The organism is Sphingobacterium corticibacter (assembly GCF_003076635.1).
Lineage (GTDB): Bacteria > Bacteroidota > Bacteroidia > Sphingobacteriales > Sphingobacteriaceae > Sphingobacterium > Sphingobacterium corticibacter.
Map to the genome: position 1 here is coordinate 387,104 of NZ_QDKG01000001.1, position 13,813 is coordinate 400,916.

General features: G+C 42.1%; 8 protein-coding genes. 5 read left to right on the forward strand and 3 right to left on the reverse strand.

All coding sequences use genetic code 11. The features are described 5' to 3' along the window. Window positions 1-105 precede the first annotated feature (105 nt). A complete protein-coding gene (locus DC487_RS01715) occupies window positions 106-3,249 on the forward strand; it encodes a SusC/RagA family TonB-linked outer membrane protein (RefSeq protein ID WP_116774234.1) in 3,144 nt (1,047 codons plus the stop codon). A gap of 11 nt (window positions 3,250-3,260) precedes the next feature. Then, window positions 3,261-4,886 carry a RagB/SusD family nutrient uptake outer membrane protein gene (locus tag DC487_RS01720; RefSeq protein ID WP_116774235.1) on the forward strand — a complete coding sequence of 542 codons (1,626 nt, stop codon included), beginning with the start codon at window positions 3,261-3,263 and terminating at the stop codon, window positions 4,884-4,886. A gap of 69 nt (window positions 4,887-4,955) precedes the next feature. Here DC487_RS01720 and carA read toward each other — a convergent pair whose 3' ends face one another. The 3 genes from carA to DC487_RS01735 all read right to left on the reverse strand — a co-directional run bounded on the left by carA (window position 4,956) and on the right by DC487_RS01735 (window position 10,363). Beyond that, complete coding sequence (gene carA / locus DC487_RS01725; protein WP_116774236.1) at window positions 4,956-6,056, reverse strand: glutamine-hydrolyzing carbamoyl-phosphate synthase small subunit; 1,101 nt, start codon at window positions 6,054-6,056, stop codon at window positions 4,956-4,958. 269 nt (window positions 6,057-6,325) lie between these two features. Then, window positions 6,326-8,125: a glycoside hydrolase family 15 protein gene (locus DC487_RS01730; protein WP_116774237.1), complete on the reverse strand. Its 1,800-nt coding sequence runs from the start codon at window positions 8,123-8,125 to the stop codon at window positions 6,326-6,328. Window positions 8,126-8,155: 30 nt separating this feature from the next. Then, entirely contained in the window at window positions 8,156-10,363 is a 2,208-nt protein-coding gene (locus tag DC487_RS01735; protein ID WP_116774238.1) for a bifunctional alpha,alpha-trehalose-phosphate synthase (UDP-forming)/trehalose-phosphatase, read from the reverse strand. A gap of 360 nt (window positions 10,364-10,723) precedes the next feature. Between DC487_RS01735 and DC487_RS01740 the strand changes: the two genes are divergently transcribed. The 3 genes from DC487_RS01740 (at window position 10,724) to trpC (ending at window position 13,699) form a co-directional block, all read left to right on the forward strand. Next, entirely contained in the window at window positions 10,724-12,127 is a 1,404-nt protein-coding gene (locus DC487_RS01740; protein ID WP_116774239.1) for an anthranilate synthase component I family protein, read from the forward strand. Between the two features lie 174 nt (window positions 12,128-12,301). Next, a complete protein-coding gene (locus DC487_RS01745) occupies window positions 12,302-12,874 on the forward strand; it encodes an anthranilate synthase component II (protein ID WP_116774240.1) in 573 nt (190 codons plus the stop codon). A gap of 36 nt (window positions 12,875-12,910) precedes the next feature. Beyond that, window positions 12,911-13,699: an indole-3-glycerol phosphate synthase TrpC gene (gene trpC / locus DC487_RS01750; RefSeq protein WP_116774241.1), complete on the forward strand. Its 789-nt coding sequence runs from the start codon at window positions 12,911-12,913 to the stop codon at window positions 13,697-13,699. Window positions 13,700-13,813 lie beyond the last annotated feature (114 nt).

Below are 13,813 nucleotides of genomic sequence, written 5' to 3' on the forward strand. Positions count from 1 at the left end.
GATTAATTAAATTTTATTTATGAATAATCCTTAATTATATTATTTTTGTTGTAATTAATAATTTATAATTAAATATTGAGGTTTAGTAATAATACGATTTAATGTATGAATAAAATAATTACGCTATTCGTCTTGTTTATCATTCATTTAGGAGCGGCCCATGCTCAACAGAGATTGATTACAGGGACAATCAAATCAGCAAAAGATAATAAACCTTTAGTTGGCGTCTCAGTGGTACTATCCGGTTCATCGAATAATCTTGCGAAATCGGGTGAAGATGGTCAATACGCGATATCAGTGCCACTCGGTGCCAAAGAGTTGATATTTAATTTGCTGGGGTATGAAACGGTTAAGATTTCTATCGGTCGAAATAATATCATTAACGTGAGTATGTTCGCTATCAATTCTGAAATTTCAGAAGTAATTGTTGTCGGTTATGGTACAATGCGACGGACGGACCTGACGGGTTCTGTCACTAAAATTAAAGGTGAAAATTTTCAAGATGTCGCCATCTCTTCGTTTGATAAATTTTTACAAGGTCAAGCAGCCGGAGTCCAATCTACGACACCAAGCGGATTGCTGGGTGAAGGAGCAAGGGTACGTATTCGCGGTACTAATTCTATTTCCAATAGTTCCAATCCACTTTATGTCGTAGATGGCGTACCGTATGTATCCGACAATGTGAGTCTGTTTACAGAATCTAGCCCTTTAGCGGATATAAACCCCAGTGATATAGCTAGTGTGGAGATTTTGAAGGATGGTGCATCTACTGCTATTTATGGCTCCAGAGCAGCAAATGGTGTTGTGCTGATTACGACTAAACGTGGGCAGCAAGGGGCTTCAAAATTGGAGTATTCAACCTGGCTTGCAGCAGCAACACCTTCTAGGCGTTTTGATTTGTTGAACGCAAATGAATTTATAGAAATCACAAATGAAAAATTGCGAAACGCAAATTTGGACGATGCAGCTTTCCCAACGCCCATTCCAGGTCGAGACAATGAATTCTACGATACCGACTGGCAAAGTATTATTTTCCGGACTGCATTTCAGCAAAACCACGCCTTATCGGTTAGCGGTGCAAATGACAAAACAAATTATTTTGTATCCTTGGGATACACCGATATGGATGGTATCACCTATCCAAATTCCTTAAAACAGTATACGTTGCGAACGCGCGTAGAGCAAAAAGTGTTAAGCGATAGGTTAACGATTGGTATTAATAATGCCATATCGCATACGACGAATCGCGGACTTAATAATAGTGGCAATGCAACTTCTAGTGCGATGCAAGGTTTAATTTTTGCATTTCCCAATGTGCCCGCCAGATGGCCGGACGGATCGTATAATTTAAGTAACGATCAGCTTACGTTAGGCCAGGGTGCCAATACCCGACCAATTAGAGGCAATGTCAATCAGGCTTATGTACTCGACAATAATATCTACAAGTTTCAACAACTTAATATTACCGGGAATGCTTTTGCAGAATTGGAAATCATGAAAGGTTTGAGTTTTAGAACACAGATCGGTATCAATTATATGTTGGGCGAAGATTATTTGTATTTCGATCCTGGTCATGGTGATGGAAGGCCAGTGGGGGGGCGTATTTTGCAGTATAGTTTTCCAAGATTTCGATATAATTGGCAAAATTTATTGACCTATACCAAAGAATGGGGTGACCACAGTATCAACTCAGTCGTCGGTCAAGAAATGCAAATGACCAACAATCGCTCTTTCTCAGCAAATGGTACCAGATTGTCTTCACCATTTTTCGGAGAAAACGAAAACATTATCACTGGAACACTAAGTAACCAGATTATAGGGGGCAATGCTTCTCAAAATGCTTTTGAATCTTTCTTTGGAAGGGCTCATTATATTTACAAAAATCGATACCTGATTAGTGCAACATTAAGAAATGATCGCTTGTCTGCTCTACCATTAAATAATCAAACGGCACTACTACCTGGAGCATCTATTGGATGGCGTATTTCAGAAGAAGAGTTTTTCAATTCTTCTTTAATAAGCAATCTAAAAATTAGAGGTAGCTGGGCAAAAGTTGGAAACACTGAGATTGGCAATTATCCATCAGCGGGTATCTTTTTGGGTACTCAATATGGAACAAATAATGCCATTCGTTATTTTCAGATAGCTAATCCCGATTTGAGATTTGAAACCAGTCAAAAATTGGATATAGGCCTTGACATTGGTTTGTACGACAACAAAGTAATAGTGGTCGCCGATTATTTCAATAACAACATTGATAATCTCATATTGGCTAGTCCGACCGCGCCATCTCTAGGTGTACCATCGAGCCAAATCAATAGAAATATTGGTGCCATGTATAATAGAGGTTTTGAGTTTGGGGTCAATACAATGAACATTACCCGTGAAGATTTTAGTTGGAGTACTAATTTCAATATAACTTTTCTGAAAAATAGAGTTAAGCGATTGGTCGAAGGCCAGCCGATAAATTACCTGTATCATACTGTGCGCGAAGGTGAAGCGATTGGTTCTTTTTATGGTTATGTCGATCGCGGGGTTAATTCAGCTAATGGCAATCCATTGTTTGAGAAAGCAGATGGTACTGTGGTACAACGTGCTTTTGGTAATAATGGTACATGGAGTATTTATAATCCCGAAAACCCGGCGGATGAATCGCAGATCACCACTGGTCTGAGTATAGACGACAAAAGAATTCTTGGGCTCTCTAATCCTACATGGTATGGTGGTTTCAATAATAATTTTCGATACAAACGCTTTGATGCTAATATATTTTTTACTTTTTCTGGTGGCAATAAAGTGTACAACAGAACACGGCAAGAGTCGCTTAATCAACAAGGCTTCGCTGGCGCAGGTAGAGAGCTTTTGGATCGGTGGACAACACCTGGTCAAATTACTGATGTACCCAAATTGTATTTTAATTCAGACACATACGCGCTTCAATCGGGTAATTTGAATAGTCGATTCTTAGAAAATGGTACTTTTTTGCGGGCTCAAAATTTAGCAATAGGATATACGCTAAAACCGGATTTATTGTCGAGAATTCACGTAAGTAATTTTAGAGTATTTGCGCAAATACAAAATGCCTTTGTTATCACGGCATATAAGGGGTTGGATCCCGAATTATCCAATATCAACTCAGGCAATTTCCTGTCCAATGATGTGCAGGTCAGTAACGTACAATCTAGTCTAGACTTCAGTGCTAGCCCTATTCCTAGGACGTACACATTTGGTTTAAATATTGGATTTTAAAACGCAGTATTATGTCGTATCAAAATAAAATTAGAACAGCAACCATATCTTTCGCTATAGTAGCATTTATAACAACAACAATAGCTTGTAAAGACTTCACAAAACTAGAACCACTCGACAATCTGTCGGAGGGGAGTGCATTTAGTACGCCGGGAAACATTGAATTATCCGTTAATGGCGTGTATCGTATTGCGACTATTGGAGAGAATGAAGGGGCTGTGGATAGAGGTTATCCATTTGGCGCAGCGGCTCTTCAACTAGCGGAGATGCGGGGGGAGGATATGATCAACTTGCAACAAAGTTTTGTCAATACATATGAGAGCAATTACTCAACTGTAACACCCAATAACAGAAATCACTGGGAGCAATTGTATGCGATGATTAATCAAGCAAACGTGATGATTGAAGGCGTGCGACGGGCTGCTCAAAATGGCGTAATAACAACTGTGGCAGCGTTGGCGTATGAAGGAGAAGGTAGATTTTTACGAGCGTTGGCTCATCATGAGTTATTGTTACATTTTTCACGTCCTTTTGCTGATGACAATGGCGACAAAGCAGGAGTACCTTATAGAAACGTTGCGATTACTAACAGTACCAATATAGCCAACAATTTGACATTGGGTCGAGGCACCGTCGCTGAGGCGTACGCGAATTTGTTAATCGATTTAGATTTTGCGGAAGCCAATTTGCCGGCATCTCGTCAATCTACCGCAATAAGTATTTCGCGAGCTACTAGAGGTGCCGCGATTGCATTAAAAACGAGAATTAAACTACATCAACAAGATTATACAGGCGTAGTGACGGAAGCTACCAAGTTAGGCGCTTCAGGATCTGGAGGTTTTGTAAGCACCGTTGGCGGATACGTGCTTACTGCAAGTCCGGATTTACCTTTCTTAAATAATAGTGGCAACACAGAATCCATATTTTCTTTTGCCAATAGTGGAATTGCTAATCCAGGAGTTTTGAATTCGTTAGCTTCTATGTTTGGCGCTTCCACTGCTAATCCTAATCCAGCAGCCGGTGGAGGTCGCAATCAGGTGTCGATCAGTCCTATCCTTTGGAATGCTCCATTTTGGTCAACAAACGATATTCGGCGCACAGCGCTTCATTTTAATCAAATCACGGGCGATCCTAGTTATAGATTAGTATACAATAATAAATACCGTAGTTTTTTAATATTTGAGGATTGGACGCCAATTTTGCGCTATGCAGAAGTATTGCTCAATGCTAGTGAAGCACATGCTAGACTCGGTAATAATACGCAGGCCTTAAGTTTATTGAATGCTGTGCGCGATCGATCGGTGCCTGCCGCGGAAAGATTTGGAACAACAGCGCCAGCAGATCTATTGCAAGCTATTCTAAACGAGCGGAGGATTGAGTTTGCTGGCGAGGGCAGGCGTTGGCCAGATATTCATCGCTTGGCGCTAGATGCGGTGTACGGAACAGGTGGCATTCCTGCGAAAATTGAATTTGCTGCTTTAGCAGGTCAGGCAAGTTTTAATAATATCAATCCTCCAACTATAGCGCGCAATATTGGGATAATTCCTTACTCCAATTTCTTATTTCTTTGGCCGATTCCCGAAACTGAGGTTTTGGCCAATCCTACTTTACGGGCACAGCAGAATCCAGGTTATTAATTCTAATTACATAATAAAAATGGCCGATGATCTTCATCGGCCATTGTGTTTTTATATAAATCTGGATAATTATCCCTTTACCATCGCAATAAAGTCATCAAATAGATAACGAGAATCGTGTGGGCCAGGAGAAGATTCTGGGTGATATTGCACCGAGAATGCTTTTTTGCCTTTTACGCGAATACCTTCGATCGAATTGTCATTCAGGTTGATGTGCGTAACTTCTACCGCATCGGATTTTTCGATATCTTCACGAACCACACCAAAACCATGATTTTGAGAAGTAATCTCACATTTATCAGCAATAATGTTTTTTACCGGGTGATTGATACCACGGTGTCCGTTGTGCATTTTCTCGGTACGGATATCATTTGCTAATGCCAAAATCTGATGACCTAAGCAGATTCCAAACATAGGTTTGTCTTCTGCTAAAATTTCTTTCACCGTATTGATCGCGTAATCCATCGCCGCAGGATCGCCAGGACCGTTCGAGATGAAATAGCCGTCAGCACCCCATGCTTCCATTTCTTGGAAAGAAGTTTTTGCAGGGAATACTTTTGCATATACTTGTCGCGCATCAAAGTTGCGCAATATATTTTTCTTAATGCCTAGATCCAACACTGCGATACGTGTAGAAGCATCTTCATCCCCGTAGTAGTAAGGCTCTTGTGTAGTGACGTGGGATGACAATTCCAAACCAGCCATTGATGGCACATCTTTCAATTGTTTTACAAGCGCATCAACATCCAGATTCTCCGAAGAGATAATCGCATTCATCGCACCTTTGTCGCGAATGTAGCGTACTAGTGAGCGTGTATCGATATCTGAAATACCGACAAGGTTCTCTTCCTCAAAGTAGTTTTGGATAGAGCCATCCGCCATTTTGCGGCTGTAGTTTACATTATAGTTTTTACACACCAAGCCCGCAATCTGGATTTTTTTAGATTCAGTATCATCTTCATCTACTCCATAATTACCAATATGTGCATTCGTCGTTACCATGATTTGCGCATAGTAAGAAGGGTCTGTAAAAATCTCTTGGTACCCAGTAGTACCCGTGTTAAAACAGATCTCGCCAGTTGTAGTTCCGATTTTTCCTGCTGCTTTTCCATGAAAAGCCGTGCCATCTTCGAGTACTAATACCGCGGGTAATTTGCTGTAGTTGGTCATTGTTGTATAAAATAACGATTGTTAAACACTATCTAGATTATCCTTCTCTATTCTTGGCCTATATACATAAAAAAAGCCCAAACGGGCTGCAAATTAATTTCGTATATCACCAATGAAATTCATCGGTAAAAAGGCATCAGATAGGTAAAGATTTTCTTTCATTTTCTGGGATACAAAAGTAGAAATAAAAATATGAATTATAAAATATCATTTTCAATTTTTAGATGTATCGTCCTTCTTGACCCAGAGGACGATACATCATTTTCGTATTATTCCTTTTCGAAGAAAGTAGGCTGATCCAGTTTTACAGCAATGCGATAGGCCGCATTCACCAAACCTACATGACTGTATGCCTGAGGGAAATTGCCCCATTGGCTGCCATCAAATTCGCTAACATCCTCACTAAACAACATCAAATGATTACTGTATTGCATCAGTTTTTCGAAAATATCCTTCGCTTCGTCCACGCGACCAACACAAGCCAGTGCTTCCACGTACCAAAAGGCACACACCAAGAATGTAGATTTTGGCTTGCCAAAATCGTCTTTATGTAGGTAGCGATAAAACAAACCATTCTCCGCTTTCAGCTCCTTTTCCAATACTTCCAAATGCTTCGCGGCTTTTTCACTAGCTGGATCCAAGTAATTCATCATAATGAGCTGCAGCGTGCTGGCGTCTAGATTTTTGCTGTCGATCGCATTCGTATACACGCCTTCTTCTGGATCAAAACATCCTTCAATATGTTCCGCAGCACGTTTTTTGAGACGTTGCGCTTCTTCGGCAATATCATCTAGTCCGTATATTCTCGCAATCTTCAACGCAGCGGTACTACCAGCCCACTGAAATAGATTGGAATAGCAATGGCGCTGTTCGAAATTTCGAAATTCCCAGATTCCCGCATCCAATTCATCGATTGTAGCGCCGATCTTCTTCAAGATAAAAGAAGTCCATTCGCGTACATTGATCTTCAATTCGTGATTGTAGCGGCTGTCCGTTAATAGTGGCAGCAAAGCGATCAATGCTTGTCCATATACATCATTTTGTACGTGCTCGTGCGCTTGATTGCCAATTCGTACAGGCTGCTCACCCAGATAGCCATCTAGATAATCTAGCGTGCTTTCTGTTAGCTTATGTTTTCCGAAAATGCCATATAGGGGTTGCAGGCGATCTAAATCAATGTGTGTGATATTGGCGATGTACGATGCATATTTTTCCATCTCTTCGAATTGTCCAATATGACTCAGTGCCGTCAACACGTAATAGCTATCACGCAACCAACAATAGCGGTAATCCCAATTGCGGCCTGATCCCGGATGTTCCGGCAAACTAGTGGTACTGGCTGCGATGATCGCGCCTGTATCTTCGTACTGGTGTAATTTTAGCACTAGCGCGGAGCGAATGACTTCCTTTTGGTAAAAAGTAGGAATCGATGCCTTTTTAATCCACTTTTGCCAATATTGCTGTGTGCGTTTTTGAAATTCTTCGGCTGTCCGCTCGATCGGTGCTTCAAATGCACTACCATACGTCAAAATCAGGTATACCGTCTGGTTTAGCAGAAATGGCATTTCATTTTCAAAGAAATGACTGATCGGCATGTTGGTGGCCAAGCGCATGTGTGTATCTGCCGAATGGAATTGTACATGATTGCTGCCTCGATCCTTTTTAAAGGTTTGCTTACCGTAGTCATAAGTTGGTTCACATGTTACACGAATTTGCGGATGGCCAGATAAAGGCTCGACTTTGCGGATCAGCATGAGCGGCTTGTAATAGCGTTCATACTGCTCGAAGCGTGGCGCAAAATCCGTGATTCGATACGAGCCATCTTCGCCAGTCACTTCAGTGCACAATACATTCGTATTATCAACGTAATACTGTTTACTTTCTACAATATCGCCCGTTGGGCGGATAGAGAATTCTCCGCCTTTTTGTTTGTCTAGTAGCGAACCAAATATGAATGAATCTTCAAAAGAAGGCCAACATAGCCAATTGACATTGGTGTCTGTGCCCACATGGGCAATGTAGGAGCAGTTACCGATGATACCGCTGCCGTAACGATGTTTTTCCGACATATAAAGCTTATTCTATATCTATATAAGTTATTAAGATTTCTTTTGCACTAGGCCAGCTATCGAATGCAATAATTGAATAGCATCCTGCTGGCTATCTACGTAATATTTAGCGGCCGATTTTTTACTGCCGACCTTGACAGAGACAGCTTCTGCCGGTAGCTCATGAAACATATCTTCATCCGTCGCGTCGTCACCCATCGCGAAGATAAAATCAGGTTGTAGTTTTTCCACTAGGCCGCTGGCGGCTTTCCCTTTATTCACCTCCGAATTTTTCACTTCGATCACCTTATCGCCATACAAAAGTTGTAGGCCGTGATGCGGAATCAGATAACGTAAACTGTCCATGAGCTCCTGTGCGCGTAATCGGCCTAATCCGGATTGTACTTTGCGGTAATGCCATGCCATTGAGTATTCTTTTTCTTCTACGGAAGATCCGGCAGTGCGATTGGCAATTTTGTTCATAATGCGCTTTACGGACGGCTTCCAGCGATCCGATAAGTTGGATTTACTGCGCCATTCTTCTCCAGGAAGCTTTTTCCAGACGCCATGCTCACCCACCAAAGTATAGCCTCGGTCGCCAAACCATTTTTCCAAAGTTTGATGCGGTCGCCCGCTGATGATGACTACCGTATTATTCGGATCGGATTTCAACGTATCGAGTAATTCGTATACCTCTTCGGTCGGTGTCGCTTTGTCCGCCTCATTGTGGAAGCCGATCAAGGTGCCATCATAATCCAGAAAGAAGATTCTTTTCTGTGCGCTATGGTATCCCGCAGAGATAGCGTCGTTATTTTCGGGTTGGATTTTCCGGGCAAATTCTTTGCGCTGCTGGATTTTAATCTCCTTCATTCGCGCAAAAAATATCTCCACCCAATGGTGAATGTTAAACTTCTTGACCAAATCAAAGTTGGCCTTCATGCGGTTCAGTTTTTCCTCTTCCGACATGTGCAGTGCGAAGTGCAGGGCGTGGCTAATCTGATCAACCGAGTTGGGGTTGACATGCACGGCATCGATCAATTCCTTGGAAGCACCAGCCAATTCACTCAATACCAGCACGCCCGAGGTTTCTTCTTTGCTCGCAATATATTCTTTACTAACGAGGTTCATGCCGTCACGGATCGAGGTAATCAAGCAGACATCGGCCGCGACGTACAATGCGGATAATTCTTCGACAGGGTAGGAGTTGTAGAAGTATGCGATTGGCGTCCAATCAGTTGAGCCATACACCGAATTGATGTTGCCCACTCGTCGGTCGATCTCATCGCGCAAACGCTTATACTGTTTCACTTTATCGCGCGAAGGTACCACCAGCATATACAACACCACTTGATCGCGCAGTTCTGGATAGTTTTTGAGTAACTCCTCAAACGCCACGATGCGTTGTATAATTCCTTTACTATAATCTAACCGATCAATAGAAAGGATGATTTTGCGTTGTTTGAAATAAGATTTGATCTCCAGCGCTCTTTCCTTTACGCCCGCATCTTTGGACAAATTATTGAATTTGTCGAAATCAATTCCCATTGGATAGACTTCTACATACGCACTGCGTCCACGAATCTGTAGATAATTGTTGCGAATCGGAATGTTTAAAATGTGAGTACAAGCATCCAAGAAATGCTGCGCATCGTTGAAGGTATGAAAAGCAGTTAAATCTGCGCCCAGTATGCCGAGTAGCAATTCATTCCGCCAAGGAATACTTCTAAACACTTCATCCGGGGGGAAAGGAATATGCTGAAAATAGCCGATCGACAATTTTTCGTATTGCTTACGAAGCACGTTTGGAAGCAGCATAAGCTGATAATCGTGGATCCACACCGTATCTTCGCTATCTATGTATTCACGAACGATCTGTCCAAATTTCTCATTAACTTGTACATAGGTGTTCCAGTTATCGGTATCATATACCGCATAACTTGGACTATAATGGCAAATTGGCCAAAGCACCTCGTTGGAGAAACCTTCATAATAACCCAGTATCTCTTCCTCGGTGAGGAATACAGGAACGAGATTGAGCGCACGCAACTCTTCCGTTATAAAAGCTTTTTCTGCTTCATCTTGGGGAATGATGCCTGGCCAACCGACCCATATATTATTTCCGGCATTATAAATGGATCCCAGACCAGTTGCCAATCCGCCTTCACTCGGGCTGATTACCAATCCATCTTCTTTTCTTTCAATCTTTACAGGCAGTCGATTCGAGACAATGATTACTTTGTTATTGTTTTTCGGATTCATTCTTATCGTTTCGGTAATGTTGTCGACTCTCTGGGTTCGTAAACGCAATTTTCCGCGCCGAGTCTACATTTAATTCACTGCATCTATAACGTGATGATGCCTAAAATGTTTGCCCGAAACCTTTTTTTAATTTTATTTTGCGGCCGATTAGTATTATCCACAAATAATACTATATTTGTTTCTCTATGTCGAACAATGCAACATATCAATTGTGGTGGTGGCCGGGTGCAAAAAGCGTCGGCAGGCATAACTATTGGTGTGTATAATATAAAAGATACATCCTATTTACATGAGGCCCGACGCAAACGTCGGGCCTCATTTTGTTTATAAGCAAATCATAACTTCAGAAAATGCGAATTCATGTCCTATACATTTAAAACGAACTTCAAGAAGATCTTAGCCGATACCACTACGCCGGTAAGTATCTATCTACGCCTGCGTGACGTGTTTCCTAATAGCCTATTATTGGAAAGTTCGGAATATCAGAACCGCGATAACAATATCAGTTATATCTGTTGTCAGCCCATCGCTGGGATTGTGTTGAATCAGGAAGGATTGCATATTTCGTATCCGAATAAGCCGAAAGAAAGCAAACCTATGAAAGGTCTTAATCTCAAGCAGGAAGTTTCCGCTTTTCGAGATTCCTTCCACTCGGAAGCCGTGCCCGAGGTTAATCTCATCTCCAATGGTCTGTTTGGTTATTTCTCGTTTGATGCGGTCGAGCATTATGAAGATATCCAACTCACCACGCCGAAAGATCCAAAGCGCGATATACCACCGATGCAATACCATGTGTATAAGTATGTCATAGCGATCGATCATTTCCGGAATCAATTATATCTTTTCGAGAATTTGTTGGAAAATGAAACATCCGATCTAGATCGGCTGGAATACATTATCCAAAATCGAAACTTTCCAGAATACGCTTTCAAAAAACAAGAGAACGAAGGTTCGAATATGACCGATGAAGAGTTTCGGGAATTGGTGCGTAAGATGAAGACGCATATCCAACGTGGCGATGTATTCCAGATTGTACCTTCACGCGCATTTTCAGTCGGCTTTAGTGGCGATGAGTTCAATGTGTATCGCGCGTTGCGTTCGGTCAATCCATCGCCATATCTATTCTATTTTGATTATGGCGATTTCCGAATTTTTGGTTCTTCGCCGGAGGCGCAATTGACCATTCGTAAAGACGAAGCCACCATTTATCCGATCGCAGGAACTTTCAAACGCACGGGAGATATGGAACGCGATGAGCAGATCGCCGAACAGCTCAAACAAGATCCCAAAGAATCTGCTGAGCACGTGATGTTGGTCGATTTGGCGCGCAATGATTTGAGCAGACACTGTACTAATGTACATGTGAAGTCTTATAAAGAAGCGCAATATTATTCGCACATTATCCACTTGGTTTCTAAAGTGACAGGTAAACTGCATGCTGGCTCTAATCCATTCGATGTGGTGGGCGATACTTTTCCGGCAGGCACCTTATCTGGCGCGCCAAAGCATATGGCTTTGACCTTGATCGATCGTTACGAAGGTTTGCAGCGTTCATTTTATGCTGGCGCAATAGGTTACATGGGGTTCAATGGAGATTTTAATCACGCGATTATGATTCGCTCTTTTCTAAGTAAAGGCAATTTATTGCATTACCAAGCCGGTGCCGGAATTGTATTGGATTCGGATCCTGAAAGTGAATTACAAGAAGTAAATAACAAAATTGCGGCATTGCGTCGCGCATTAGATTTAGCACAAACGCTATGATGATTAGACCACTAGAATACTGCGAACATCAAGAGCATGTGGCAGATTCGTTGCAAACCATTTAGGACAGAATAGCCGAATTAGTCGAGTTACGAAATGCCTATATCGCCAAAGCAGCCGCTTTTGCGGAAGAGATACCAACAAAAGTACATACATTAGAAACCACGTTGCCGCATGCACAATAATAAGATACTAGTCATCGATAATTACGATTCGTTTACCTACAACTTGGTGCATTTGCTTCAAGAGCTTGGTCGGGATTACGATGTGGTGCGCAATGATAAGTTTGTTCTCGAAGATGTGGACGCGTACCACAGTTTATTATTATCTCCTGGGCCGGGAATTCCGAGCGAAGCTGGCTTATTGATGGACGTGATCCGTCGTTATGGTGCGAGCAAACAGATTTTAGGCATTTGCTTGGGGCAGCAAGCGATTGCTGAAGTATATGGCGGTGCTTTATTCAATATGAAAAAACCATTGCATGGCGTGGCTACTGGTATTCAAGTGCTGGATTCGGAGGAACGTCTGTTTCGGGATTTTCCCGAAGGTTCGCAGATTGGTCGTTACCATTCGTGGGCGGTAGATCGCGAAAGTTTGCCCGATTGCTTGAAAATCACTGCAGTTGACAAAGATGGAGTCATTATGGCATTGTCTCATAAAGAATACGATGTGCGCGGCATGCAATTCCATCCCGAATCGATCTTGACGGATAACGGCCGTCAATTAATTGCCAACTGGCTTTCCTAAATACAACAGTTTAGGAATTTATATAGAAATTACAACATGACCATATTAGACAAAATCATAGACCGTAAAAAGGAAGAAGTTGCGGCAGCAAAATCAAAAGTAGGCGCTGCAGAACTAGAAGCCTATCCGCTGTTTGGCAGAACCTGCTATCGCTTGCGGGACTTTATCGCTAACGGCGAACATACCGGTATTATTGCCGAATACAAACGCGCATCGCCTTCCAAAGGCGTGATTAATGGAAATGTCACCGTGCAAGAAGTGGTGCAGGGATATCAGGCCGCGGGCGCTTCTGCCATATCTGTTCTCACGGATGCGGATTTCTTTCAAGGAAGTTTGGCTGATTTGACGGCTGCGCGCGAAGTGCTGCAAATTCCGCTGTTGCGTAAAGAGTTTATCATCGATCCGTATCAGATCACCGAAGCAAAAGCGTATGGCGCAGATATTATTTTGTTAATTGCTGCTTGCTTGGATGCCGACGCCATTCAATCATTATCAGCATACGCACAATCGCTCGGCTTGAGTGTGCTATTAGAAGTGCACAATGCCGAAGAATTGAGCCGTAGTTTGTTTGATACGATTGATGCCATTGGCGTGAACAACAGAAATCTGAAAGATTTCAGCGTATCATTAGATCATTCTTATGAGTTGGCCGCACAGATTCCTGACAGCTACATTAAAGTATCTGAAAGCGGTATATCGGATCCTGCAACGATTCGCGAACTACAGAAAGTAGGTTACACGGGGTTTCTAATCGGCGAAAACTTTATGCGTACGGATGATCCAGCAAAGTCTATTAAAGAGTTTGTGGCTGCCGTGCAAGGATAAAGATAGGCGCCTCATTTTTATGTTGTTATCTTTTTGTTAATGCTTGCAGCAATATGGATAATTCCTATCTTTGAAAACTAAGGCAAAGTTTTGTATCTTAGTGTTTTTGATACA

What these genes read in the sequence shown, in the direction of transcription:
- DC487_RS01735 (WP_116774238.1), bottom strand. Translation starts at nt 10,363, where the DNA reads ATGAATCCGAAAAACAATAACAAAGTAATCATTGTCTCGAATCGACTG.
- DC487_RS01745 (WP_116774240.1), top strand. Translation starts at nt 12,302, where the DNA reads ATGCACAATAATAAGATACTAGTCATCGATAATTACGATTCGTTTACC.
- DC487_RS01715 (WP_116774234.1), top strand. Translation starts at nt 106, where the DNA reads ATGAATAAAATAATTACGCTATTCGTCTTGTTTATCATTCATTTAGGA.
- DC487_RS01720 (WP_116774235.1), top strand. Translation starts at nt 3,261, where the DNA reads ATGTCGTATCAAAATAAAATTAGAACAGCAACCATATCTTTCGCTATA.
- DC487_RS01730 (WP_116774237.1), bottom strand. Translation starts at nt 8,125, where the DNA reads ATGTCGGAAAAACATCGTTACGGCAGCGGTATCATCGGTAACTGCTCC.
- trpC (WP_116774241.1), top strand. Translation starts at nt 12,911, where the DNA reads ATGACCATATTAGACAAAATCATAGACCGTAAAAAGGAAGAAGTTGCG.
- DC487_RS01740 (WP_116774239.1), top strand. Translation starts at nt 10,724, where the DNA reads ATGTCCTATACATTTAAAACGAACTTCAAGAAGATCTTAGCCGATACC.
- carA (WP_116774236.1), bottom strand. Translation starts at nt 6,056, where the DNA reads ATGACCAACTACAGCAAATTACCCGCGGTATTAGTACTCGAAGATGGC.